Source organism: Streptomyces sp. ISL-36 (assembly GCF_018614205.1).
Lineage (GTDB): Bacteria > Actinomycetota > Actinomycetes > Streptomycetales > Streptomycetaceae > Streptomyces.
On the sequence record NZ_JAGGOS010000015.1, the window covers coordinates 48896 to 75670 of the forward strand.

General features: G+C 70.2%; 18 protein-coding genes and 1 pseudogene (1 of these 19 running past the window's edge). 18 read left to right on the forward strand and 1 reads right to left on the reverse strand.

The window, feature by feature from the left end:
- Positions 1–59 precede the first annotated feature (59 nt).
- From tig to clpX, 4 genes are all read left to right on the forward strand, one after another.
- Positions 60–1454 carry a trigger factor gene (gene tig / locus J7E93_RS03655; RefSeq protein ID WP_215065766.1) on the forward strand — a complete coding sequence of 465 codons (1395 nt, stop codon included), beginning with the start codon at positions 60–62 and terminating at the stop codon, positions 1452–1454.
- 268 nt (positions 1455–1722) lie between these two features.
- On the forward strand, positions 1723–2328 hold the full coding sequence (locus tag J7E93_RS03660; RefSeq protein WP_215065867.1) for an ATP-dependent Clp protease proteolytic subunit: 606 nt from the start codon (positions 1723–1725) through the stop codon (positions 2326–2328).
- A 49-nt stretch (positions 2329–2377) separates the two neighbouring features.
- A complete protein-coding gene (locus J7E93_RS03665; protein ID WP_285440871.1) occupies positions 2378–3055 on the forward strand; it encodes an ATP-dependent Clp protease proteolytic subunit in 678 nt (225 codons plus the stop codon).
- A gap of 168 nt (positions 3056–3223) precedes the next feature.
- The gene (gene clpX / locus J7E93_RS03670; protein ID WP_158987286.1) at positions 3224–4507 is read left to right on the forward strand and encodes an ATP-dependent Clp protease ATP-binding subunit ClpX; all 1284 of its coding nucleotides are present in this window, start codon (positions 3224–3226) and stop codon (positions 4505–4507) included.
- A 66-nt stretch (positions 4508–4573) separates the two neighbouring features.
- Here the strand turns inward: clpX and J7E93_RS03675 are convergent, their stop codons facing one another.
- Complete coding sequence (locus J7E93_RS03675) at positions 4574–5545, reverse strand: hypothetical protein (protein WP_215065768.1); 972 nt, start codon at positions 5543–5545, stop codon at positions 4574–4576.
- A 137-nt stretch (positions 5546–5682) separates the two neighbouring features.
- On the opposite strand from J7E93_RS03675, the gene J7E93_RS03680 reads away from it, so the two are divergent.
- The 14 genes and pseudogenes from J7E93_RS03680 to J7E93_RS03745 form a co-directional block, all read left to right on the forward strand.
- Positions 5683–8304, forward strand: coding sequence for a valine--tRNA ligase (locus J7E93_RS03680; RefSeq protein WP_215065769.1), 2622 nt, complete (start codon positions 5683–5685; stop codon positions 8302–8304).
- Positions 8305–8556: 252 nt separating this feature from the next.
- On the forward strand, positions 8557–10056 hold the full coding sequence (locus J7E93_RS03685; RefSeq protein ID WP_215065770.1) for a folylpolyglutamate synthase/dihydrofolate synthase family protein: 1500 nt from the start codon (positions 8557–8559) through the stop codon (positions 10054–10056).
- Between the two features lie 5 nt (positions 10057–10061).
- Complete coding sequence (locus J7E93_RS03690; protein ID WP_215065771.1) at positions 10062–10421, forward strand: DUF4233 domain-containing protein; 360 nt, start codon at positions 10062–10064, stop codon at positions 10419–10421.
- 184 nt (positions 10422–10605) lie between these two features.
- Positions 10606–11019, forward strand: a complete 414-nt coding sequence (ndk, locus tag J7E93_RS03695) for a nucleoside-diphosphate kinase (protein ID WP_215065772.1) — start codon at positions 10606–10608, stop codon at positions 11017–11019.
- Positions 11020–11301: 282 nt separating this feature from the next.
- Entirely contained in the window at positions 11302–12321 is a 1020-nt protein-coding gene (locus J7E93_RS03700; protein ID WP_215065773.1) for a rod shape-determining protein, read from the forward strand.
- Between the two features lie 114 nt (positions 12322–12435).
- Positions 12436–13491 (forward strand): rod shape-determining protein MreC, encoded by a 1056-nt coding sequence (gene mreC, locus J7E93_RS03705; RefSeq protein WP_308367697.1) that lies wholly within the window; start codon positions 12436–12438, stop codon positions 13489–13491.
- 15 nt (positions 13492–13506) lie between these two features.
- Positions 13507–14169 (forward strand): rod shape-determining protein MreD, encoded by a 663-nt coding sequence (mreD, locus tag J7E93_RS03710; protein WP_215065774.1) that lies wholly within the window; start codon positions 13507–13509, stop codon positions 14167–14169.
- A gap of 19 nt (positions 14170–14188) precedes the next feature.
- Positions 14189–16378, forward strand: a complete 2190-nt coding sequence (gene mrdA, locus J7E93_RS03715; protein ID WP_215065775.1) for a penicillin-binding protein 2 — start codon at positions 14189–14191, stop codon at positions 16376–16378.
- 7 nt (positions 16379–16385) lie between these two features.
- Positions 16386–17585 (forward strand): rod shape-determining protein RodA, encoded by a 1200-nt coding sequence (gene rodA / locus J7E93_RS03720; protein WP_215065776.1) that lies wholly within the window; start codon positions 16386–16388, stop codon positions 17583–17585.
- A 56-nt stretch (positions 17586–17641) separates the two neighbouring features.
- The gene (locus J7E93_RS03725) at positions 17642–19177 is read left to right on the forward strand and encodes a CYTH and CHAD domain-containing protein (RefSeq protein ID WP_215065777.1); all 1536 of its coding nucleotides are present in this window, start codon (positions 17642–17644) and stop codon (positions 19175–19177) included.
- A gap of 50 nt (positions 19178–19227) precedes the next feature.
- Positions 19228–21156, forward strand: a complete 1929-nt coding sequence (locus J7E93_RS03730; RefSeq protein WP_215065778.1) for a TIGR03960 family B12-binding radical SAM protein — start codon at positions 19228–19230, stop codon at positions 21154–21156.
- Between the two features lie 75 nt (positions 21157–21231).
- On the forward strand, positions 21232–22404 hold the full coding sequence (locus J7E93_RS03735) for a hypothetical protein (RefSeq protein WP_215065779.1): 1173 nt from the start codon (positions 21232–21234) through the stop codon (positions 22402–22404).
- Positions 22405–22527: 123 nt separating this feature from the next.
- On the forward strand, positions 22528–23331 hold the full coding sequence (locus J7E93_RS03740; protein ID WP_215065780.1) for a TIGR03936 family radical SAM-associated protein: 804 nt from the start codon (positions 22528–22530) through the stop codon (positions 23329–23331).
- 232 nt (positions 23332–23563) lie between these two features.
- A pseudogene (locus J7E93_RS03745) lies at positions 23564–26775 on the forward strand (ribonuclease E/G); it runs 477 nt beyond the window's last position.

Here is a 26775-nt window from a genome sequence, read left to right on the forward strand (position 1 = left end):
GAACCGTCACCAAGCGGCGTCGGCAGAATCCAAGAATCAGCCACCAAGGAGACCGAACCGTGAAGAGCGCCGTGGAGACCCTGAACCCGACTCGGGTTCGGCTCACTGTCGAGGTGCCCTTCGAGGAGCTCAAGGACAGCCTCGACGCGGCGTACAAGAAGATCAACCAGCAGGTCACGGTCAAGGGCTTCCGTAAGGGCAAGATCCCGGCTCGTGTGATCGACCAGCGGTTCGGCCGTGGTGCGGTGCTGGAGGAGGCCGTCAACGACGCGCTCCCGAAGTTCTACACCGAGGCCGTCAACGAGGCCGAGGTCAACCCGCTGGGTCAGCCCGAGGTCGACATCACCGAGCTGAAGGACGGCGAGCTGCTGGCCTTCACCGCCGAGGTCGACATCCGCCCGACGATCGAGATCCCGGACTACTCCGGCATCGAGGTCACCGTCGACGCGGTCGAGGTCACCGACGAGGACGTCGACAAGTCCGTGGAGCAGCTGCGCGAGCGCTTCGCCTCCACCAACACGGTCGAGCGCGCCGCCGCCGAGGGTGACGTCGTCACCATCGACCTCGAGGCCAAGGTCGACGGCGAGGTCCTGCCCGACGGTGTCGCCGAGGGCGTCTCGTACACCATCGGTTCCGGCGAGCTCCTCGACGGCATCGACGAGGCCGTCACCGGCCTGGAGGCCGGCGGCGAGGCCACCTTCACCTCGCAGCTGAAGGGCGGCTCCGCCGAGGGCAAGGACGCCGAGGTCACCGTCAAGGTCACCGCCGTCGCGGCCCGTGAGCTCCCCGAGCTGGACGACGACTTCGCGCAGCTCGCGTCGGAGTTCGACACCCTCGACGAGCTGAAGGCCGACAGCCGCAAGCGCCTCGAGAACATGAAGCAGTTCGACCAGGCCACCCAGGCCCAGGAGCGCGTCCTCGACGAGCTGCTGAAGCTGGCGGAGGTCCCGATCCCCGAGAAGCTCCTCGAGGACGAGATCAACACCCGCAAGCACAACCTGGAGCACCACCAGCTCGGCCAGATGGGCCTGACCCTCGAGAAGTACCTGGAGATCCAGGGCAAGACCGAGGAAGAGTTCCTGGCGGAGACCAAGGAGCAGGCCGAGAAGGGCATCAAGACGCAGTTCATCCTCGATGAGCTCGTCAACAAGGAGAAGCTCAACGTCAGCCAGGAGGAGCTCACCGAGCACCTCATGCGCCGCGCCGCCTCCTCCGGCATGAGCCCCGACCAGTTCGCCCAGGCCGTCGTCGAGGGTGGCCAGGTGCCGATGCTCGTCGGCGAGGTCGCCCGCGGCAAGGCCCTCGCGGTCGTCGTCGAGGCCGCCAAGGTCGTCGACACCAACGGTGAGACCGTCGACCTCGAGGACGACGAGGACGAGGCCGAGGCCGCCGCCGAGACGGTCGAGGCCGCCACCGGCGACGCCGAGGCCGCCGAGGAGAAGAACGAGGCCTGAGCCTCGCGCTGAACCGGTCCACGGGCCCGGACGCACTGCGGTGCGCCCGGGCCCGTGACCGTATGCGGAACGTATGCGCGGAGCCCACGGCCACGCCCTCAACTACCTTGCGCTCCCAGCGAACAGTTCGGGAAGCGGGATGGCGTTGTCCTACCTGCGCGTTAGGGTCCATGAATACGAGGGCAGGGTCGTACCCCGTCCCCAGTACGAGAGACGCTGAGACGGCCGGAGCCGTCAGAGACGAGCAGGTGGATACGTGACGAATCTGATGCCTTACGCCGCGGGTGAGCCGTCCATCGGTGGCGGCCTCGGCGACCATGTCTACAACCGGCTGCTCGGCGAGCGCATTATCTTCCTCGGCCAGCAGGTCGACGACGAGATCGCCAACAAGATCACCGCGCAGATGCTGCTCCTTGCCGCCGACCCGGACAAGGACATCTACCTCTACATCAACAGCCCCGGTGGCTCGGTGACGGCCGGCATGGCCATCTACGACACCATGCAGTACATCCCCAACGACGTCGTCACCATCGGCATGGGCATGGCGGCCTCGATGGGCCAGTTCCTGCTCACCGGTGGCGCCACCGGCAAGCGCTTCGCGCTGCCGAACACCGACATCCTGATGCACCAGGGCTCCGCCGGCATCGGCGGTACGGCCTCGGACATCAAGATCCAGGCCGAGTACCTCCTTCGTACGAAGAGGCGCATGGCCGAGATCACCGCGCTGCACTCGGGCCAGACCGTCGAGGCGATCATCCGCGACGGCGACCGCGACCGCTGGTTCACGGCGGAGGAGGCCAAGGAGTACGGCCTCATCGACGAGATCATCTCTGCCGCTTCGGGCGTTCCGGGCGGCGGCGGCACGGGCGCCTGAGCGCCCGCGGCCCCACCGCACCGATCCAAGCCCGCTGAACGCCACCAGGATGGTGAACACCCCAATGACCCCGAACTTCTCCGCGAGCGGCCTCTACACCGGCCCCCAGGTGGACAACCGGTACGTCGTCCCGCGCTTCGTCGAGCGCACCTCGCAGGGCGTGCGCGAGTACGACCCGTACGCCAAGCTCTTCGAGGAGCGCGTGATCTTCCTCGGTGTGCAGATCGACGACGCCTCCGCCAACGACGTCATGGCCCAGCTGCTGTGCCTGGAGTCGATGGACCCGGACCGCGACATCTCCATCTACATCAACAGCCCCGGTGGCTCCTTCACCGCGCTGACCGCCATCTACGACACGATGCAGTTCGTGAAGCCGGACATCCAGACGGTCTGCATGGGCCAGGCGGCCTCCGCCGCGGCCGTGCTGCTCGCCGCCGGTACGCCCGGCAAGCGGATGGCCCTGCCCAACGCCCGTGTGCTGATCCACCAGCCTTCCGGCGGCACCGGCCGTGAGCAGCTCTCCGACCTGGAGATCGCGGCCAACGAGATCCTGCGGATGCGCACCCAGCTGGAAGAGATGCTGGCCAAGCACTCCTCGACGCCGATCGAGAAGATCCGCGACGACATCGAGCGCGACAAGATCCTGACCGCCGAGGACGCCCTGGCGTACGGTCTCGTCGACCAGATCGTCTCGACCCGCAAGAGCACGGCCGCCGCGGCAGCCTGACGCTCGACCTTCCCTGGCACGGGGAGCATGGTGGGGGACGATGGCGGATTCCCGTTCATGTGAACCGTGCCAAGGGGGGCCCGAACGGGGGGCCCGGCAAGGTACCGTCGAATATGAGGCACCAGGAGTCGCTGAACCAAGCGCTCCCAGGCGAAGGGGAAGCACCTCGTGGCACGCATCGGTGATGGCGGCGACCTGCTCAAGTGCTCGTTCTGCGGAAAGAGCCAGAAGCAGGTGAAGAAGCTCATCGCAGGACCCGGTGTGTACATCTGCGATGAGTGCATCGACCTCTGCAACGAGATCATCGAGGAAGAACTCGCCGAGACGAGCGAGGTGCGGTGGGAGGAGCTCCCCAAGCCCCGCGAGATCTACGAGTTCCTCGAGGGGTACGTCGTCGGGCAGGAGCCCGCGAAGAAGGCCCTCTCGGTCGCGGTGTACAACCACTACAAGCGCGTCCAGGCCGGCGAGAACGGCGGCGGCGCGGGGCGGGACGACGCCATCGAGCTGGCGAAGTCCAACATCCTTCTGCTGGGCCCCACCGGGTCCGGCAAGACGCTGCTCGCCCAGACCCTGGCCCGGATGCTCAACGTCCCGTTCGCCATCGCGGACGCGACGGCGCTGACGGAGGCGGGCTATGTCGGCGAGGACGTCGAGAACATCCTGCTCAAGCTGATCCAGGCGGCCGACTACGACGTCAAGAAGGCCGAGACCGGGATCATCTACATCGACGAGATCGACAAGGTCGCCCGTAAGAGCGAAAACCCGTCGATCACCCGCGATGTCTCCGGCGAGGGCGTGCAGCAGGCCCTGTTGAAGATCCTGGAGGGCACGACCGCCTCCGTACCGCCGCAGGGCGGCCGGAAGCACCCGCACCAGGAGTTCATCCAGATCGACACGACGAACGTGCTCTTCATCGTGGGCGGCGCGTTCGCCGGCCTGGAGAAGATCATCGAGTCGCGGGCGGGCGCCAAGGGCATCGGCTTCGGGGCGACGATCCGCTCCAAGCGCGAGATCGAGGCGAGCGACCAGTTCCAGGAGGTCATGCCGGAGGACCTGGTGAAGTTCGGGATGATCCCGGAGTTCATCGGCCGTCTGCCGGTCATCACCTCGGTCCACAACCTCGACCGCGAGGCCCTGCTGAAGATCCTCGTCGAGCCGCGCAACGCACTGGTCAAGCAGTACCAGCGCCTCTTCGAACTCGACGGTGTGGAGCTGGACTTCGACCGCCCCGCTCTGGAGGCCATCGCCGACCAGGCGATCCTGCGCGGCACGGGCGCGCGTGGTCTGCGGGCCATCATGGAAGAGGTCCTGATGTCGGTGATGTACGAGGTCCCGTCCCGCAAGGACGTGGCCCGCGTGGTCATCACGGCGGACGTGGTGCGCAACAACGTGAACCCGACGCTGGTGCCGCGGATCGTGAAGAACGACGGGCGGCACGAGAAGTCGGCCTGAGCAGGCCGCGGACGAAGGGGCGCCCCGCCAAGTCGCTTGGCGGGGCGCCCCTTCGTGTGGTCCGCGTCAGGCCTTGACGCGGACCTCCTTGCGGAGCTTGGCGGTGAGGGCGGCGGCTTCCTCCGGGGAGCCGGCCTTGCCTGTGGCCATGGACGCCATGTCCATCGGCGTCACGAAGCCCACCGTGCTGTGGTCGGCCCACACGCAGAACGTCATGGTGAACGCCGGTGTGGAAGTGCCGGCATCCGCCTCCGACTTGGCCTGCTGGCACTTGAGGACGGCGCCGTCGAGCTCCGCGGGCTCGTACGCCTGCGGGCTGCCGACCAGCGTCGGCTCGTTGGGCTTGCCCTTGTCCTTGTCGGCCTCCGCCTTGATGCTGGCGAAGACGTCGTCGACCACCTGCTCGGGGTCGGCGACCTCGCCGTAGAGACCGCTGAAGGAGATGATCTTGGTGCCGAGCGGGTTGGCCTCGTTCTTCACCTCGTAGCCGGCACTGACGTTCGTGGCGTTCTTCACGCCCTTCTGCTGGGCGTCCTTGAGGGAGTCCTTCTCGCCCGAGCCCTCGCTGCCCGGCTTCTTCTTGTACTCGGTGAGCACCGTCTCCGGCGTCGTCAGCTTGTGCGGGCCGTCGTCGGCGATCGAGGAGCCCGCGCCACCGCCGGCCGTGAAGTACCAGGCGCCACCGGCGATCAGCGCGAGCGCCACCACGGCACCGCCGATGATCAGGCCGGTCTTCTTCTTCGGAGCGGCCGGCGGATGCGGCATGTAGCCGCCCGGGCCCGGAGCCTGGCCGTACGGGGGCTGCTGCGGAGGCTGTCCGTACGGACCGGGCTGCTGCTGCGGGTAGCCGTACGGCGGCTGCTGGGGCGGCACACCCTGGGGCGCCTGCTGCGGGTAGCCGTAACCGGGCTGGGGCGCCTGCGGCGGCTGGCCGTAGGGGCCCGGCTGCTGGCCGTAGGGACCAGGCTGGCCCGGCTGACCGTACGGCCCGGGCTGCTGGGGCTGACCGCCGTACGGGCCCGGCTGGTTGTAGCTCATGGACAGGTTCCCCTCACAGGATGTTTATGCGTAGCGAACATCCTGTCGGAACGGCCGCCTGGCCGGGGCGGCGGGGGCCACACCGTTACGGAACAATCGAGTTCAGGACCACCCCGCCGCACCCCTAAACTGGCCCCGTGACCGAGAACACTCAGCAGCAGCCAGCAGCCAACCCCGAACTGCCGACCCAGTACGCGCCGGCCGAAGTAGAGGGGAAGCTGTACGAGCGCTGGGTAGAGCGCGGTTACTTCGAGGCCGACGAGAACAGCGACAAGCCGCCGTACACCATCGTCATCCCGCCGCCGAACGTCACCGGGTCGCTCCACCTGGGCCACGCCTTCGAGCACACGCTGATCGACGCCCTCACCCGCCGCAAGCGGATGCAGGGTTACGAGACGCTGTGGCAGCCGGGCATGGACCACGCCGGTATCGCCACCCAGAACGTCGTCGAGCGCGAGCTCGCCAAGGAGGGCAAGTCCCGCCACGACCTGGGCCGTGAGGCGTTCGTCGAGCGCGTCTGGCAGTGGAAGGCCGAGTCCGGTGGTCAGATCTCCGGCCAGATGAAGCGCCTCGGCGACGGTGTCGACTGGTCCCGCGAGCGCTTCACCATGGACGAAGGCCTGTCCCAGGCCGTCAAGACCCTCTTCAAGAAGCTCTACGACGACGAGCTGATCTACCGCGCCGAGCGCATCATCAACTGGTGCCCGCGCTGTCTGACGGCCATCTCGGACATCGAGGTGGAGTACCAGGACGACGACGGCGAGCTCGTCTCCATCCGGTACGGCTCCGGGGACACGGAGATCGTCGTCGCCACCACCCGCGCCGAGACGATGCTCGGTGACACCGCGGTCGCCGTCCACCCGGACGACGAGCGGTACAAGCACCTGGTCGGCACCGAGATCGAGCTGCCGCTCACCGGCCGCCGTATCCCGGTCGTCGCCGACGAGCACGTCGACCCCGAGTTCGGTACCGGCGCCGTCAAGGTGACGCCCGCCCACGACCCCAACGACTTCGAGATCGGTCAGCGTCACAACCTGACCAACCTCGCGATCATGGACGAGCGTGCGGTCATCACCGCCCACGGCCCCTTCCAGGGCCTGGACCGTCTGGAGGCCCGCTCCGCCATCGTCGCCGCCCTGCGCGCCGAGGGCCGGATCGTCGCCGAGAAGCGTCCGTACGTCCACTCCGTCGGCCACTGCTCGCGCTGCAAGACGACCATCGAGCCGCGCCTGTCGATGCAGTGGTGGGTCAAGGTCGGCCCGCTCGCGAAGGCCGCGGGCGACGCGGTCCGCGACGGCCGGGTCAAGATCCACCCGCAGGAGATGGAGAAGCGGTACTTCGACTGGGTCGACAACCTGCACGACTGGTGCATCTCGCGCCAGCTGTGGTGGGGCCACCGCATCCCGGTCTGGTACGGCCCGAACGGTGAGATCGTCTGCGTCGGCCCCGACGAGCAGCCGCCGACGGGCGAGGGCTGGCATCAGGACACGGACGTCCTGGACACCTGGTTCTCGTCCGGTCTGTGGCCGTTCTCCACGCTCGGCTGGCCCGAGCAGACGGACAGCCTCGCGAAGTTCTACCCGAACTCCGTCCTGGTCACCGGCTACGACATCCTCTTCTTCTGGGTCGCCCGGATGATGATGTTCGGTCTGTACGCGATGGACGGCACCCCGCCGTTCCACACCATCGCCCTGCACGGCATGGTCCGCGACCAGTTCGGCAAGAAGATGTCGAAGTCCTTCGGCAACGCGGTCAACCCGCTGGACTGGATGGACACCTACGGCTCCGACGCCGTCCGCTTCACCCTGGCCCGTGGCGCGAACCCCGGTGTCGACGTCCCGATCGGCGAGGACTGGGTCCAGGCGTCCCGGAACTTCGCCAACAAGATCTGGAACGCGACCCGCTTCGCACTGATGAACGGCGCGACGGTCGAGGGCCCGCTCCCGGACCCGTCGCAGATGACGGCCACGGACCGGTGGATCCTCTCCCGTCTCAACAAGACGGTCGCCGAGGTCGACGCGTTCTACGACGACTACCAGTTCTCGAAGCTGTCGGACTCCCTCTACCACTTCGCGTGGGACGAGGTCTTCGACTGGTTCGTCGAGCTGTCGAAGACCACGTTCTTCGCGGGCGGCGAGCAGGCCAAGGTCTCCGGCCGGGTCCTCGGCGAGGTCCTGGACGTGACGCTGCGACTGCTCCACCCGGTCGTTCCGTTCGTCACCGAGACGCTCTGGACCACGCTCACCGGCAAGGAGTCGGTCGTCATCGCCGACTGGCCGGTCGACTCCGGCTTCCGCGACGAGGCCGCCGAGCGTGAGATCGAGCTTGTGCAGCAGGTCGTCACCGAGGTTCGCCGGTTCCGATCCGACCAGGGCCTGCAGCCCGGCCAGAAGGTCCCGGCCCGGCTGGACCTGACCGGCACCGAGCTCGCTCCGCACGAGGCCGCCATCCGCCAGCTGCTGCGTCTGCAGCCGGAGGGCGAGGGCTTCTCCGCCACCGCCTCCCTGCCGGTCGCGGGAGCCACGGTCGCGCTCGACCTGTCCGGCACGATCGACGTGGCGGCGGAGCGCAAGCGGCTCGCCAAGGACCTCGCGGCCGCCGAAAAGGAGAAGGCGCAGGCGAACGGGAAGCTCGGCAACGAGGCGTTCCTGGCGAAGGCGCCGGACAACGTGGTCGACAAGATCCGTACGCGGCTCGCCAAGGCGGACGAGGACATCGCCCGCATCCAGGCACAGCTGGACCGCCTGCCGCAGGCGTAAGCGCTGACGAGGGGCCCGGAACCGGTCGGTTCCGGGCCCCTCGCGTTTGCCCGGGGCGCGTGGCATCACCGGGGCGCGTGACATCCCTGGCCCGCAGCCGGTGGCCGCCGGCCCGGTGACCGGCCCGTCGACCGGCGGACCGTCTCCGTCTCGGTCCTCACCTCCGCCCTTGCCTTCGCCGGGAGGGTGGGACGAAAGTCCCGAAAGGGGTGGGTCCGCTGTCCTGTCGGTGCCCCTCCGTAGACTGGGTCCGTGAGTGAGCCCCGCGACGAGTTCGACCAGTTCGACGCCATCGTCGATGCCGAGACCGACCGTGACCCCGACCTGGCGGTGATCGAGGCCGGCAGCCGCACGCTGCGTGCGCAGGCCGGCCCGCCCCAGGGCGACCCCGTGCCCGCCCGGCCCTCCGACCCGGAGGTGGACAAGGCGCTGCGCGAGGTCGAGACCGAGCTGGCGACCCGCTGGGGCGAGACCAAGCTGGAGCCGTCGGTCCGGCGGATCGCCGCCCTCATGGACGTCCTCGGCGAGCCGCAGCGCGCGTACCCCTCGATCCACATCACGGGCACGAACGGCAAGACCTCCACGGCCCGGATGATCGAGGCGCTGCTCTCGGCGTTCGAGCTGCGCACCGGGCGGTACACCTCGCCGCACGTGCAGACGATCACCGAGCGGATCAGCCTGGACGGCGCCCCGATCTCCGCCGAGCGGTTCATCGAGACGTACCAGGACATCAAGCCGTACATCGAGCTGGTCGACGCCCGTGAGGAGTTCCGGCTCTCCTTCTTCGAGGTCATGACCGCCATGGCGTACGCGGCCTTCGCGGACGCGCCGGTGGACGTGGCCGTCGTCGAGGTGGGCATGGGCGGCACCTGGGACGCGACCAACGTCATCGACGGCTCGGTCGCCGTCGTCACCCCGATCGACCTCGACCACACCGACCGGCTCGGCGAGACGCCCGGCGCGATCGCGGGCGAGAAGGGCGGCGTCATCAAGCAGGGTGCGACCGTGATCCTGGCCCAGCAGCCGGTGGACGCGGCGCAGGTCCTGCTGAAGAAGGCCGTCGAGGTCGACGCGACGGTGGCCCGCGAGGGCATGGAGTTCGGCATCGTCACCCGCGAGATCGCGGTCGGCGGCCAGCTGCTGACCCTGCGCGGGCTCGGCGGCGAGTACGACAGCGTTTTCCTGCCGCTGTACGGCGCCCACCAGGCGCACAACGCGCTGGTCGCGCTCGCGGCGGTCGAGGCCTTCTTCGGGATCGGCGCCGAGCACGCCCGCACCCTGGACCTCGACACGGTCCGCACCGCGTTCGCCTCGGTGTCCTCGCCGGGCCGGCTGGAGGTCGTCCGCAGCTCCCCGACGGTGATCCTGGACGCGGCGCACAATCCGGCGGGCGCGCGGGCGACGGCGGACGGCATCAGCGAGGCCTTCGGCTTCTCCCGGCTGATCGGCGTGGTGAGCACCAGCTCCGACAAGGACGCCAGGGGCCTCCTCGAAGCCTTCGAGCCGCTCTTCGCGGAGGTCGTCGTCACGGCGAACTCCAGCCCGCGCGCCACGGACGTGGACGCGCTCGCGGCGATCGCCGTGGAGGTCTTCGGCGAGGACCGGGTGGTCGTCGAGCCGCGCCTGGACGACGCCATCGAGACGGCGATCACGCTCGCGGAGGAAGAGGACGAGTACGCGGGCGCGGGTGTGCTGGTGACCGGTTCGATCTTCACGGTCGGGGATGCCCGGCTGCTGCTCGGAAGGCACTGAACCCGATGCGTACCCTCTGTGCCTCCACCCTCATCGGCGAGTTCTTCGTGATCGGTTTCGCCGGTCTCGTCGCCATGAAGGACGACACCCTGTCGACCACCATGGTCTGGACGGTCTGCGGCATCGCGATGCTGCTGTCCGTGCTGCTCTGCGGGATGCTGACACGCCCGGGCGGCATCCAGCTCGGCTGGGTCCTGCAGATCGCTCTGATCGTGAGCGGCTTCGTGGTGCCGATGATGTTCTTCCTGGGCGCGCTCTTCACGGCACTGTGGTGGGCCTCGGTCCACTACGGGCGGCTCATCGACGAGGCGAAGGCCCGCTGGGCCGCGCAGGCGGAGAGCCGGGCGCAGGCGGAGGCGCCGTAACGGGCGCGGCCCCGCCCGGGCCGCCCGCCCCGCCCCGCCCGGCCCGCCCCGCCAAGGCAGCCAGGGCCCCCGGACACCCCCGACCGCCCAGGGCCTCCGTACGGCTTGACGCTGCGTAATCGGCGGCCGTGAGGGCCCTGTAGCCTCTGAGTCCCGCACACCGCATTCGTAAGGAGTCTCCACCGTGAGCCAGCGCACGCTCGTCCTGCTCAAGCCCGACGCCGTCCGCCGTGGCCTGATCGGCGAGATCATCGGTCGTATCGAGCGCAAGGCCGGCTGGACCATCTCCGCGCTCGAACTGCGCGAGCTGAGCCAGGAGACGCTGGAGCAGCACTACGGCGAGCACAAGGGCAAGCCCTTCTACGAGCCGCTGATGGGCTTCATGCAGTCCGGCCCGGTCGTCGCCCTGGTCGTCGAGGGCGAGCGGGTCATCGAGGGCCTGCGGACCCTCGCGGGCCCGACCGACCCGATCGCCGCCGCCCCCGGATCCATTCGTGGTGACTTCGGCACGATCGTCCGGGAAAACCTCATCCACGCCTCGGACTCCGAGGAGTCCGCCATTCGGGAACTGAAGATTTTCTTCCCCGGTCTGGCGTGACACTGGGCTGACCGGGTGTCAGCCATCCACCGCAACAACCTGGGGCGACCGATGGAATTTCGGTCGCCCCCGGGCATATGAACGGCTGGGCCGGGAACGCATCGCAGCGTCCTACCGTCACCTATACAGAGGTGGACCACCGCGCGGTATCCGTACGGGCGGCACTACGATGAAATCTCCACGCCGCAGCACCCGCCACACCACCACCTCGCCTACCTGAGAAGCCGTCAAGCTCCAATTGGGAAGGCCCGACGCATCCTCATGGGAAACAAGGGGAACTCAATGTCGTTCATCGGCCGTGACATGGCTGTCGACCTCGGGACCGCCAACACGCTGGTGTACGTCAGGGGTCGAGGGATCGTTCTTAACGAGCCGTCCGTCGTCGCGATCAACACCAACACCGGTGGCATCCTCGCGGTCGGTTCCGAGGCGAAGAAGATGATCGGCCGGACACCCGGCAACATCGTCGCCGTCCGGCCCCTGAAGGACGGCGTGATCGCCGACTTCGAGATCACCGAGCGTATGCTCCGCTACTTCATCCTCAAGATTCACAAGCGCCGTTACCTGGCTCGACCCCGGGTCGTCGTCTGTGTGCCCTCCGGCATCACCGGGGTCGAGCGCCGTGCCGTCATCGAGGCCTCCACGCAGGCCGGCGCCCGTCAGGTGCACATCATCGAGGAGCCCATGGCCGCGGCCATCGGTGCGGGCCTCCCGGTCCACGAGGCGACCGGCAACATGGTCGTCGACATCGGTGGCGGCACCACCGAGGTCGCCGTGATCTCGCTCGGCGGAATCGTCACGGCACAGTCGATCCGGGTCGCCGGCGACGAGCTGGACAACGCGATCATCCAGCACATCAAGAAGGAGTACTCGCTCCTCCTCGGTGAGCGCACCGCCGAGCAGATCAAGATCACTATCGGCTCGGCGTACGACCTCGACAAGGACGAGCACACCGAGATCCGCGGCCGTGACCTCGTCTCCGGTCTGCCCAAGACCGTGGTCATCTCCGCCGCCGAGGTCCGCAAGGCCATCGAGGAGCCGGTCAACGCGATCGTCGACGCCGTGAAGACGACGCTCGACAAGTGCCCGCCCGAGCTCTCCGGTGACGTCATGGACCGTGGCATCGTTCTCACGGGTGGCGGTGCCCTGCTGCGCGGCCTGGACGAGCGGCTGCGCCGCGAGACCGGGATGCCGATCCACATCGCCGAGGACCCGCTGGACTCGGTGGCGCTCGGATCCGGCAAGTGCGTGGAGGAGTTCGAGGCGCTCCAGCAGGTGCTGGACGCCCAGCCCCGCCGGTAGGACGTTGTCCCGTCCCCCGGGCCCCTGGGCCCGGGGGAGGGCCACATCCGCACAGCACAGCACCGACAACGGCACAGAACAATCGAAACCAGAGGAAAGGCACGGCCGCCGCACGTGAGGGACACACGAGAGAGCCGGCTGCTCCTGGTGCTGCTGATCGCCATCGCGTTCGCACTGATCACGGTGGACATCCGCGGTGGCCAGGAGTCACCGGTCGACGGCGCCCGGCAGGCCGCCGCCGCGGTCTTCGGGCCGGTGGAGAACGGCGTCGCGGCGGCCGTCGACCCGATCGGCAACGCCATAGGAGCGGTACGCGACTCCGGCGAGCGACACACCCGGATCGCCGCCCTGGAACGCGAGAACGCCGCCCTCAAGGCCAAGCTGGGCAGCGACGACCGCAACCGCAGCCGCCTGCGCGAGCTGGACACCATGCTCAAGACGGCCGGCGCCGGGCAGTACGGCATCAAGGCCGCCGAGGTCATCGCCATAGGAGCGGCCCAGGGCTTCTCCTGGACGGTCACCATCGACGCCGGCGCCAACGACGGCATCAGTCGCGACATGACCGTGCTGAACGGCTCCGGTCTGGTCGGGCGCGTCACCACCGTCGGGCCCTCCACCGCGACCGTCCTCCTCGCCAACGACCCCGACTTCACCGTCGGCACCCGTATGGAGAAGACGGACGAACTCGGCTTCGCCACCGGCCAGGGCAACGGCCCGCTCCTCGTCCAGCTCCTCAACGGCAAGGCGAAGGTGAAGGCCGGCGACCGGCTCGTCACCTTCGGCTCGCACGCGGCCAAGCCCTTCGTGCCCGGCGTGCCGGTCGGCGAGATCGTCCGTGTCGACCCGTCGAGCGGCGGCCTCACCCGGAACGTCTACGTCCGGCCGTACGTCGGCTTCACCAAGCTCGACATCGTCGGCGTCGTCGTCCAGCCCCCGCGCACGGACCCCCGCGACATGGTCCTGCCGCCCAGGCCGAAGCCCGCGCCGACCGTCACGGTCACCGTCACCCCGCCGCCCCCACCGGACGGACAGCAGCAGACCGGACAGCAACAGCCCGGACAGCAGCAGCCGGGACAGCAGCAGCCGGGAGAGCAGCCCGCTCAGCAGCCCGGACAGCGACAGCCCGCTCAGCAGCAGCCGGGGCAGGCGCAGAAGCCCGAGAACGAGTAGCAGGGGGACTGAGACATGAAGTTCAACCGGATCCTCCTCTCGGTCACCCTCGTCGTGGTCGCCCTCGTCATCCAGGTCTCCGTCCTCGCCCGCCTCCAGCTCCCCGGAGCCGTACCCGACCTCGTCCTGCTGACCGTCCTCGGCCTCGCCCTCGTGTACGGCCCCGTCAGCGGCTCGCTCATCGGCTTCGGAGCCGGCCTCCTCGCCGACCTCGCCCCACCCGCCGACCACGCCGCCGGCCGCTACGCGCTGGTGCTCTGCGTCATCGGCTACCTCGCCGGGCTCGCCCGGCCCGAGAACGGCCGGCTCAAGTCCGCCAGCGGCCCGATGGCCGTGGTCGTCGCCGCCGCGATCGGCACCACCCTGCTGTACGCGGGAGTCGGCGCCCTCGTCGGAGACACCGCCGCCCGCCATGTCGGCCTCGGTTTCCTGCTGTTCACCGCGGCCGTCTACGACCTGCTCCTCGCGCCCTTCACCGTGCCGCTGATCATGGCCCTGGCCCGGCGCGCGGAGAACGACCCGCTCGCCGACACCGGCGGAGGCACCGACGTCGCCACCGGCTGGCTCGCCTCCGGCACCGGCCTGCGGATCGGCACCCAGCGCGGCGGCCTGCTCGTCAAGGCCGCCCGCACCAGAGCCTCACGCGCCGGACGTATCAAGGGAGTCAAGCGACTGTGACCGAGGGGGCACCGGCAGTATGAGCAACATCCCGGAGACCGGACGGACTCCCAGGGTCCAGATCCGGCTCGTCATCATCCAGGTCCTCGTCTTCTCGCTCCTGCTCACCCTCGGCGGACGCCTCTGGTACCTCCAGATCCGCAACGGCAAGGAGTACACCGACGAGGCGAAGAGCAACCACGTGCAGCGGGTCGTCCAGCCCGCCGTCCGCGGGTCCATCCTCGACGCCCGGGGCGTCCCCCTCGCCGACAACGAGACCCGCCTCGTGGTCTCCGCGTCCCGGACCGCCCTGATGAAGATGAAGGACGACGGCAAGGACGTCCTCACCCGCCTCGCCGGCGTCCTGGGCATGAAGCCCAAGGACGTCATGGACAAGGTCCGGCTCTGCGACTCCCAGACCCCGCAGCCCTGCTGGAACGGATCGCCCTACCAGCCGATCCCGATCACCGACGAGGCCACCACGCAGCAGGCGCTGACGATCCGGGAGAGTTCCGAGGACTTCCCCGGCATCACCGCCGAACCCACCGCCGTACGCCGCTACCCCGCACCGGGCAAGGCCCGCACCGCGCAGGTGCTCGGCTACCTCTCGCCGGTCACCGACGAGGAGATCCAGAAGGCCAAGGACACCGACTCGCCGCATCTGCGCTCCGACCAGGTCGGCCGCTCGGGCCTGGAGCGCACCTTCGACAAGCAGTTGCGCGGCAAGGCGGGTGTCACGTCGTACGAGGTCGACAAGCTCGGCCGGGTCATGGGCCAGACCCAGTCGGACGCCGGCGTGCCCGGCTCCAACGTCGTCACCAGCATCGACGCCCGGGTCCAGGCCGTCGCCGAGTACGAGCTCCACAAGGCGATGGAAACCGTCCGGCAGGAGACCGACAACATCACCGGCCGTAAGTACGAGGCCGACGCGGGCGCCGTCGTCGTGATGGAGGCCAAGACCGGCCGCGTCGTCGCGATGGCCTCCCAGCCCGACTACGACCCCAACGCCTGGGTCGGCGGCATCTCCGCCAAGGACTACGCCCAGCTCACCGGCAAGGACTCCAACTACCCGCTGCTCAACCGGGCCATCCAGGGCCAGTCCCCCGCCGGCTCCGTCTTCAAGGTGGTGTCGGCGAGCGCCGCCGTGCGGGCCGGCTACGGCTTCGACGACCTGTACAACTGCAGCAGCTCCTACAGCATGGGCAACCGGAGCTTCGCCAACTTCGAGTCCAAGGGGCACGGCCCCATCACCCTCGGCGACGCCCTCAAGTTCTCCTGCAACACCGTCTTCTACCGTCTCGGCCACCAGGAGTGGCAGCGCGACGGCGGCCTCAAGCCGAAGAAGGACGCCCACGACTGGTTCTACCGGACCGCCCATGACTTCGGCTTCGGTGCCGAGACCGGCATCGACGTGCCGAACGAGGTCACGGGCCGCATCCCCGACCGTCAGTGGAAGAAGTCCTTCTGGGAGGCGAACAAGGACGCCTGGTGCAAGCAGGGCAAGAAGGGCGGCACCTACGTCGAGCAGATCGCCTACGAGAGCTGCCTCGAAGGCAACCAGCTGAAGGCCTTCGACAGCATCAACTTCGCCATCGGCCAGGGTGACGTGCTCATCACCCCCATCCAGCTGGCCACCGCCTACGCCGCGATCAGCAACGGCGGCACCCTCTACAACCCGACCATCGGCAAGGCCGTGATCAGCCCCGACGGCAAGAAGATCGAGGAGATCAAGCCCAAGGCCCACGGCAGGCTGCCGGTCGACGCCAAGACCATCAGCAACCTCGACAAGGGCCTGCGCTCCGTCGTCGAGCCCGGTGGCACCGCGGCCTGGCGGTTCGGCGGCTGGCCGCAGGACAAGATCCCGATGCGGGCCAAGACCGGCACCGCCCAGGTCTACGGCAAGCAGACCACCTCCTGGTTCGCGACCTACACCGACGACTTCACGATCGTCATGACGATCTCCCAGGGTGGCACCGGCTCCGGCGCCTCCGGCCCCGCCGTGCGCAACATCTACGACGCCCTCTACGGGCTCGACGACGAGGGCAACCAGGACCTCAAGCGCGCCCTGCTGCCCAAGCCGCAGACGACGCTGCCGAAGATCCAGCCCGACGGCTCCATCGACGCGCCGGAGATCAAGCCGTACGACCCCGAGTCGCAGAAGGTCGACCCGGCCAAGAAGGGCGACAGCCAGCCGCCGCTCGCGGGCCCGCCGCCCGCCCGGAGGGACTGAACCGACCATGACCGCACCCCACGGCTTCTCCGTCTCCCGGTACACCCCCGAACGCGGCACGCTCGCGAAACTCACCGCCCGCGACTCGGTGGTGCGCCGGCTCGACTGGCCGATCCTGCTCTCCAGCCTCGCCCTGTCCTTCCTCGGCGCCCTGCTCGTCTGGTCCGCCACCCGTGGCCGTACCGAGCTCAACCAGGGCGACCCGTACTACTTCCTCCTCCGCCATCTCCTGAACACCGGCATCGGCCTCGCCCTGATGATCGGCACCGTCTGGCTCGGCCACCGCACCCTGCGCGGTGCGGTGCCCGTCCTGTACGGCATCTCGCTCCTGCTGATCCTGGCCGTCCTCACCCCGCTCGGCGCGACCATCAACGGCGCCCACGCGTGGATCGTCCTCGGCGGCGGCTTCTCCCTCCAGCCCAGCGAGTTCGTCAAGATCACGATCATCCTGATCATGGCGGTGCTGCTGGCCGCCAAGGTCGACGCCGGCGACCAGATCCATCCCGACCACGGCACCGTCGCCAAGGCCCTCGTCCTCGCCGCGCTGCCCATGGGCATCGTCATGCTGATGCCGGACCTCGGCTCGGTGATGGTCATGGCGGTGATCGTGCTCGGCGTGCTCCTCGCCTCCGGCGCCTCCAACCGCTGGGTCCTCGGCCTCATCGCCGCGGGCGTCACGGGAGCCGTCCTCGTCGCCGCGCTCGGCGTACTCGACGAGTACCAGATCAACCGCTTCGCCGCGTTCGCCAACCCCGAGCTCGACCCGGCGGGCGTCGGCTACAACACCAACCAGGCGCGCATCGCGATCGGCTCCGGCGGCCTGTACGGCGCGGGGCTGTTCAACGGCCACCAGACCAGCGGCCAGTTCGTGCCCGAACAGCAGACCGACTTCATCTTCAGCGTCGCGGGCGAGGAACTCGGCTTCCTCGGCGGCGGACTGATCCTCGCGCTGCTCGGCGTGATCCTGTGGCGGGCCTGCCGGATCGCCCGCGAGACCACGGAGCTCTACGGCACGATCGTCGCGGCCGGCATCATCGCCTGGTTCGCCTTCCAGTCCTTCGAGAACATCGGCATGGCGCTCGGCATCATGCCGGTGGCCGGCCTTCCGCTGCCGTTCGTGTCCTACGGCGGTTCGTCGATGTTCGCCGTGTGGGTGGCGATCGGACTGCTCCAGTCGATCAAGGTGCAGCGGCCGATGACGGCGTAGCGACACGGCGGCACATCCGCATGGACCGGCGCCTTTGGGGCAACTAGATTCGAATGATGGCGGAGACGAAGCGCGAGATCGAGCGGAAGTACGAAGCCACCGACGAGACGGAACTCCCGGACCTCACCCGGGCCGCCGGAGTCTCGGCCGTCCTCGACCGGGGCGTCGCCGAACTGGACGCCGTCTACTACGACACCGCCGATCTGCGCCTGGCCGCCGACGCCCTCACCCTGCGCCGCCGCACCGGCGGCGAGGACGCCGGCTGGCACCTCAAGTTCCCGGTCGCGGCCGGCATCCGCGACGAGATCAGGGCCCCGCTGGCCGACACCCTCCCGGCGTCACTGGCGGGGCTCCTGCGTTCCCGGACCCTGGACGAGGAGGTCGTCCCCGTCGTCCGGCTCCTCTCCTCCCGGGACGTGCGCCATCTGGTGGACGACGAGGGCACCCTGCTGGCCGAACTGTCGGTGGACACCGTCCTCGCGGAGCGGCTGGACGAGGACGGGGAGCGTACGGCCTCCTGGAAGGAGATCGAGGTCGAACTGGCGGACGGCGCCGACCCCGGCATCCTCGACGCGGTCGAGAAGCGGCTGAAGAAGGCGGGCGTACGGCCCTCCTCCTCCCCCTCGAAGCTGGCCAGAGCGCTGGAGGAGACGACGCCGAAGACGTTGAAGGAGACCGGACCCGCGCGGCCGGAGCCGGTCGACGAGAACACCGCGGGCGCCCGCGTCCTCGCCCACGTACGCCAGCAGATCGAGGCGATCGTCCTGTTCGACCCCGCCGTCCGACGCGACCTGCCCGACGCCGTCCACAAGATGCGGGTCGCCACCCGAAGGCTGCGCAGCGCCTTCAAGACGTACCGGAAGGTCCTCGACCGGACCGTCACCGACCCCATCGGCGAGGAGCTGAAATGGCTCGCCGGAGAGCTCGGAGCCGCCCGGGACCAGGAGGTCCTCGCCGCACGCCTGAGCGGCCGGATCGACGAGGTCCCCGAGACCCTGCTCCTCGGCCCCGTCCGCGCCCGGCTGCGCGTCTGGGACGCCTCGCGGAGCGCCGCCGCCCGCAGCACGGCCCTCGCCGCCCTCGAATCCGACCGCCACCTGGCCCTCCTGAAGACCCTCGACGCGCTGCTCACCGACCCGCCGCTGCGCAAGGCCGCCCACAAGCACGCGCCGGCCGTCCTCGCCAAGGCGGTCCTCAAGGACTACGACCGGCTCGCCGGCCGCGTCGACCGCGCCCTCTCCCTCGCTCCGGGACCCGAGCGCGACCTCGCCATGCACGAGGCCCGCAAGGCCGCCAAGCGCGCCCGCTACGCCGCCGAGGCCGCCGTTCCGACCCTCGGCAAGCCCGCCAAGCGCTTCGCCAAACGCCTCAAGGCCGTCCAGTCGGTCCTCGGCGACCACCAGGACAGCGTCGTCGCCCGCGAGACCCTGCGGACCCTCGCGATCCAGGCCCACGCGGCGGGGGAGTCCGCCTTCACCTGGGGACTTCTGCACGGCCGGGAGGAAGCGCTCGGGGCGGCCCGGGAACGCGAGTTCCCCGAGGCCTGGGAGCGGGCCTCGGCCCCGGAAGCGAGGGCGGCGGTCGCCCGCTGAGTTCCGGGTACGCTTGAGAGTCGCCCCCTGCCAGCTCACGAAGGTTCGAGATGTCTGCTGCCGAGTCTGTCTTCCCGCAGCTCGAAGCTCTGCTCCCGCACGTGCAGAAGCCGATTCAGTACGTCGGTGGAGAGCTGAACTCCACGGTCAAGCCGTGGGAGTCCGCCGACGTGCGCTGGGCGCTCATGTACCCGGACGCGTACGAGGTCGGCCTGCCCAACCAGGGCGTCATGATCCTCTACGAGGTGCTGAACGAGCGTGAGGGCGTCCTCGCCGAGCGCACCTACAGCGTCTGGCCGGACCTCGAAGAGCTGATGCGCGAGCACGGCGTCCCGCAGTTCACCGTGGACAGCCACCGCCCCGTCGGCGCGTTCGACGTCTTCGGCCTGAGCTTCTCCACCGAGCTCGGCTACACCAACATGCTCACCGCGCTCGACCTGGCGGGCATCCCGCTGGAGTCGAAGGACCGGACCGTCGACCACCCGATCGTGCTCGCCGGCGGCCACGCCGCCTTCAACCCCGAGCCGATCGCGGACTTCATCGACGCGGCGATCATCGGCGACGGCGAGCAGGCCGTGCTCGACATGACCGAGATCATCCGGGCCTGGAAGGCCGAGGGCCGCCCCGGTGGCCGCGAGGAGGTCCTCCTCCGACTCGCCAGGACCGGCTCGGTCTACATCCCCGGCTTCTACGACGTCGAGTACCTGCCCGACGGCCGTATCGCCCGTGTCGTGCCCAACCGTTCCGGCGTGCCGTGGCGGGTGTCCAAGCACACCGTCATGGACCTCGACGAGTGGCCCTACCCCAAGCAGCCCCTCGTGCCGCTCGCCGAGACCGTCCACGAGCGGATGTCCGTCGAGATCTTCCGCGGCTGCACCCGCGGCTGCCGTTTCTGCCAGGCCGGCATGATCACGCGCCCCGTGCGGGAGCGAAGCATCACCGGCATCGGCGAGATGGTCGAGAAGGGTCTCAAGGCGACCGGCTTCGAGGAGGTCGGCCTCCTCTCGCTGTCGTCCGCCGACCACACCGAGATCGGTGACATCGCGAAGGGGCTCGCCGACCGGTACGAGGAGGACAAGATCGGTCTGTCCCTCCCCTCGACCCGCGTCGACGCCTTCAACGTGGACCTCGCCAACGAGCTGACCAGGAACGGCCGTCGCTCCGGCCTCACCTTCGCCCCCGAGGGCGGCTCGGAGCGCATGCGCAAGGTCATCAACAAGATGGTCTCGGAGGAGGACCTCATCCGGACCGTCTCCACGGCGTACGGCAACGGCTGGCGCCAGGTGAAGCTGTACTTCATGTGCGGCCTGCCGACCGAGACGGACGAGGACGTCCTGCAGATCGGTGACATGGCGGTCAAGGTCATCGCCGAGGGCCGCAAGGTCTCCGGCCAGAACGACATCCGCTGCACGGTGTCGATCGGCGGCTTCGTCCCCAAGCCGCACACCCCGTTCCAGTGGGCGCCGCAGCTCTCCGCCGAGGAGACCGACGCCCGCCTGGGGAAGCTCCGGGACAAGATCCGCGGCGACAAGAAGTACGGCCGCTCGATCGGCTTCCGCTACCACGACGGCAAGCCCGGCATCGTCGAGGGCCTGCTCTCCCGCGGCGACCGCCGTGTCGGCGCGGTCATCCGGGCGGTCTACGAGGACGGCGGCCGCTTCGACGGCTGGCGCGAGTACTTCTCGTACGACCGGTGGATGCAGTGCGCGGAGAAGACGCTTCCGGAGATGGGCGTCGACGTCGACTGGTACACGACGCGCGAGCGCACGTACGAGGAGGTCCTGCCCTGGGACCACCTGGACTCCGGTCTCGACAAGGACTGGCTCTGGGAGGACTGGCAGGACGCGCTCGACGAGACCGAGGTCGAGGACTGCCGCTGGACGCCGTGCTTCGACTGCGGCGTCTGCCCGGCGATGCAGACCGAGATCCAGGTCGGCCCGACGGGCAAGAAGCTGCTGCCCCTGACGGTCGTCAAGTAGGCCGTTCAGGTCACACTTCGACGACGGCCCGGTGCGAGGGGAAACCCTCCACCGGGCCGTCGCGTCATTCCCGGCATGAGCATGGAGAAGCCCCCGCCCCGCCCCGAGCCCGAGGGCTGCCTCACGGCGTTCATCAGGATCCCCGTCCGGATCGTGGTGCTGGTGATCGTCGTACCCGTTCGGATGGTCTGGGACGTCCTCGTGGTCGCCGCCCGGGCCGTCGACCGGACGCTCCTGCGCCCGGCGGGAAGGGCGCTGCGCCGGGTGGTGGAGACCCTGGTCGTGACCCCGGCCGCCTGGCTGTTCCGGTACCTGGTGGCCGTCCCGCTCGGCTGGCTCGGCCGGCACGTCCTCGCTTCTCTGTTCCGAGGCGTCCTCCTCGGCGCCACCTGGCTGGCCAGGGCCGTGTTCGTCCGGCCGTGGGTGGCCCTGTGGCGGTACGTGCTCGTGCCGGTCGTCCGGTACGGCCTCGTGATCCCGGCCGCGTGGCTGTACCGCTCGGTCCTCACCCCGTTGGGCCACGGGCTCGCTTGGCTGTGCACGAGGACGGGCCGAGGCCTCGGTTGGCTCCTCACCGGCCTGTGGCGGTACGGCGTGGTGCCGCTGGTCCGCTACGGGTTCGCGCTCCCCGCCGGCTGGCTCCACGCCCGGGTCCTCACCCCCCTCGGACACGCTCTGACCTGGCTCTTCACCGGGCTCGGCCGCGCACTCGGGTGGCTGGCCAGGGCCGTGTTCGTCTGGCCGTGGGTGGCCCTGTGGCGGTACGTGGTCGTGCCCGTGGCCCGGTACGGCATCGCGATCCCGGTCGCGTGGCTCTGGCGACGGGTGCTCGCACCGGTCGGCCGTGAGGTCGTCGACGCCCTCCGGGTCTGCTGGCGGATCGCCGGCTACATCTCCCGGGCCGTCGGCCGCGCGGTCAAGTGGCTCGCCCGGAACCTGGTCGGACGCCCCGTCGCCTGGTTCTACACATCCGTCGCCCGCCCGGTCGGGCACTGGGTACGCGACAGCCTCTGGGCTCCGGCGCGCAGGGCCGCCGCCGAGGCCGGGCGTGTCGCTCGCGCCGCCCTCTCCTCGGCCCGCGAGACCGTGCGCCAGGCCCGGCGGGACGCCTGGCACGCGCTGGTCGGCGGAGCCCGGGTGACCGAGCCTGGGGAACCGGTGGTGGCCTCTACGCGTACTCTGGGTAGTACAACAAGCGCCTCCGGCGCGGCGCCCGCACCCGAGATCTCCCTGCGAAAGCGGGGGTGAGCCGGTCGGGACCCCCAGGGGCCACCCGTATTTCGAGGGCGGCGCGCCACCGCGCCCGCCCCGCACCGAGGAGAAGAACCACTGGGCAAGCGACAGCCCGAAGGCCCGCCGCCCGCACCGGCGGTGCAGCGCATCCGACTGCGCTACACCAAGCGCGGCCGCCTCCGGTTCACCAGCCACCGTGACTTCCAGCGCGCGTTCGAGCGCGCGCTGCGCCGAGCCGAGGTGCCCATGGCGTACTCGGCCGGCTTCACCCCGCACCCCAAGGTGTCGTACGCCAACGCCGCCCCGACGGGTACGGGCTCCGAGGCCGAGTACCTGGAGATCGCCCTCACCGAGGCGCGGGATCCGGAGACTCTGCGGGTGCTGCTCGACGAGTCGCTCCCCGCCGGTCTCGACATCACCGACGCCGTCGAGGCCCGGACCTCGGGACTCGCCGACCGGCTCACCGCCTCCGTGTGGGAGCTGCGGCTCGACGGCGTGCCCTTCGAGGACGCGGAGAAGGCCGTCGAGGCCTTCCTCGCGGCCGAGACCGTGGAAGTACAGCGCAAGACCAAGAACGGCATCCGCACCTTCGACGCCCGCTCCGCCGTCGCCGACCTCGTCGCCGACCGTCCACAGGCCGACCCCCCTGGACATCCCCAGGTCGATAGGCCGCTGGACAATGCCTGTGCGATACTGCGGCTGGTTGTTCGGCACGTGACACCTGCCGTACGACCCGACGACGTCCTGTCCGGTCTCCGAGCTGTGGCCGACCTGGCGCCGCCGGTCCCCGCAGCGGTGACCAGGCTGGCGCAGGGGCTCTTCGACGAGGAGTCCGGCACGGTGACCGACCCGCTCGCGCCCGACCGCGAGGCAGTCACGGCCGCTTCACCCACGGCCGCCGCGACCGCCTCAGCGACGGCGCCGGGTACCGGTACCGCGTAGGGAGCGGTCGTCGTAGCGCCGCCCTGGTACTCGGGAGCCACCTGGGTCGGGCAGCGCACTGACCAGGAGACTTTCGCCAGGCCGTACGTACAACGCGTAGGGAACCGGCGAGCCATACATCAGCTCCCGTGCGGCGCCCGCGCCCCGGACGGCGGCATCGCGCAACGCGCGATCGTCCCGCCGGACCGGAACAAGGTGCGGCGCCCGGGGGCGTGACGGGAGAACCGCCCGCATGCTCGAGCAGCACGAAGAAAACACCGAGAACACCAACGCACCCGGTGACAAGCTGCCGCCGCGCCGCAGGCGCCGCGCAGCGTCCCGACCGGCCGGTCCGCCGGTGACGGCGCAGACCACCGAGGCCGCCGCCGAGGTCGTCGTGGAGACGCCGGTGGCCGAGGCCGCCCCGGCCGTCGAGGCGGAGGCCGCCGCTCCGGCGCCCCGTACCCGCCGCCGTGCCACCCGCAAGGCCACGTCCCCTGAGCCGGTCGCCGAGACCGTCGAGGCCCCGGCCGCCGAGGTCGCCGAGGTCGCTCCGGCCGTCGAGGCCGCTCCGGCCGAGGAGCCGGCGCCCGCGCGGACCCGCCGTCGTGCCACCCGTAAGGCCACCTCGCCTGAGCCGGTCGCCCAGCCCGTCGAGGCTCCGGCCGCCGAGGCCCCGGCCGCCGAGGCCGTGGAGGAGGCTCCCGCGGAGGAGGCCGCTCCGGCGCCCCGTACCCGCCGCCGTGCCACCCGCAAGGCCACGTCCCCTGAGCCGGTCGCCCAGCCCGTCGAGGCCCCGGCCGCCGAGGCCGTCGAGGTCGCTCCGGCCGTCGAGGCCGCCCCGGCCGAGGAGCCGGCGCCCGCGCGGACCCGCCGTCGTGCCACCCGTAAGGCCACCTCGCCCGAGCCGGTCGCCCCGTCGGGCGGCGAGAGCCTGCCGCAGGAGACCGTTTCGCAGATCACCGCCGAAGAGGCCGAGCCCGAGGTCGCCGCCGCCGAGAAGGCCGCCACCCGCGGCCGTACCCGCCGCCGCGCCACCTCGCCGCAGTTCACCTCCGAGCCGGTCACCGCCCCCAAGGCGGAGGAGGAGCCCCGCGGCCGCCGTGCCGCGCGCCCCGCCGTCGCCGTCTTCCAGGCCCCGGTCTTCACCGAGCCGATGTTCCAGACCCCGGAGACGGCGGCCGCCATGGCCGCCGCCGAGGCCGCGGAGCTGGACGAGGAGGAGACGGTCGAGACCGCGGAGGCCGAGGCCCCCGAGGCGGTCGAGGTCGTGGAGCGTCCCGAGCCCGCCGGCCGCCGCCGTCGCCGCCGGCGCGGTGAGGCCGTCGAGCCCGTCGCCGTCGAGCCCGTGCCCGCCACCGTGGCGGAGGAGCCCGAGGTCGAGGCCGAGGAGCCCGAGGCGGAGGCCGAGGAGGCCGACGAGTACGAGGACCGTCCGTCCCGCCGTCGCCGTCGTGGTGGCCGTCGCCGTCGCCGCGGTGAGCTCGCCGAGACGGACGAGGGCGAGGAGTCCGAGGACGCGGAGGAGGTGCGCGCCGAGGACGAGGAGGCCGAGGAAGAGGCCGAGGAGGACGAGTACGAGGCCGGCACCCCGTCCGCCGCCGGCACCAGCAGCTCGCGCCGCCGCCGCCGCCGCCGTCGCCGCAGTGGTGACGGCGCCGAGGCCGAGGCGGGCGAGGAGGACGGCGTCCGTACGGTCGTCAAGGTCCGCGAGCCGCGTCCGGCCCGCGAGAAGGCCGAACCCGGTACGGGTGCCGACGAGGTCCAGTCCATCAAGGGCTCGACCCGCCTGGAGGCGAAGAAGCAGCGCCGCCGCGAGGGCCGCGAGCAGGGCCGCCGCCGCGTCCCGATCATCACCGAGGCCGAGTTCCTGGCCCGCCGTGAGGCCGTCGAGCGCGTGATGGTCGTCCGCCAGAACGGCGAGCGCACCCAGATCGGCGTCCTCGAGGACAACGTGCTTGTCGAGCACTACGTCAACAAGGAGCAGGCCACCTCGTACGTCGGCAACGTCTACCTGGGCAAGGTCCAGAACGTCCTGCCTTCCATGGAGGCCGCCTTCGTCGACATCGGCAAGGGCCGCAACGCCGTCCTGTACGCCGGTGAGGTCAACTTCGAGGCGCTCGGCATGGCCAACGGGCCGCGCCGCATCGAGACCGCCCTCAAGTCCGGCCAGTCGGTCCTCGTCCAGGTGACGAAGGACCCGATCGGCCACAAGGGCGCCCGCCTCACCAGCCAGGTCTCCCTGCCGGGCCGCTACCTCGTGTATGTCCCCGAGGGCTCGATGACCGGCATCAGCCGCAAGCTCCCGGACACCGAGCGCGCGCGTCTGAAGACCATCCTCAAGAAGATCGTCCCCGAGGACGCGGGCGTCATCGTGCGCACCGCCGCCGAGGGCGCGAGCGAGGACGAGCTGCGCCGTGACGTCGAGCGTCTGCAGGCGCAGTGGGAGGACATCCAGAAGAAGGCGAAGAACGGCGGCGGCTCGAACGCGCCCGCCCTTCTCTACGGTGAGCCGGACATGACCGTCCGGGTCGTCCGCGACATCTTCAACGAGGACTTCTCCAAGGTCATCGTCAGCGGTGACGAGGCCTGGCAGACCATCCACGGGTACGTCAACCACGTCGCCCCGGATCTGACCGACCGCCTGTCCAAGTGGACGAGCGAGGTCGACGTCTTCGCGACGTACCGGATCGACGAGCAGCTGATGAAGGCGCTGGACCGCAAGGTCTGGCTGCCGAGCGGTGGCTCGCTGGTGATCGACAAGACCGAGGCGATGATCGTCGTCGACGTCAACACCGGCAAGTTCACCGGCCAGGGCGGCAACCTCGAGGAGACCGTGACGAGGAACAACCTCGAAGCGGCCGAGGAGATCGTGCGCCAGCTGCGCCTGCGTGACCTGGGCGGCATCGTCGTCATCGACTTCATCGACATGGTCCTGGAGTCCAACCGCGACCTGGTGCTGCGTCGCCTCCTGGAGTGCCTGGGCCGTGACCGGACCAAGCACCAGGTGGCCGAGGTCACCTCGCTGGGTCTGGTCCAGATGACCCGCAAGCGGGTCGGTCAGGGCCTCCTGGAGTCCTTCTCCGAGACCTGCGTCCACTGCAACGGGCGTGGCGTGATCGTGCACATGGAGCAGCCGACCGCCCCCGGTGGCGGCGGTGGCGGCAAGCGCGCGAAGAAGCGCGGCCGTGGCGGCGCGGAGCACCACGAGCACGAGCACGTCGAGGGCGCCGGGGCGGTGGAGGCCGAGGAGGCGGAGACCGTCGAGACCGAGGCCGAGCTCGCCGCGGAGGTCGCCGCTCCGATCGCGGTGGAGGAGCCCTTCCGCCCGGACGAGGAGCTGTACAGCAGCGCCGCGGAGGCCGAGGCCGCCGCGACGCGTGGCCGTGGCCGTCGCCGTGCGACCCGCAAGGTGTCCGCCCCGGCCGGTCCGCCGGCCGTCACGGCGCCCGAGCCGGTCGTCGA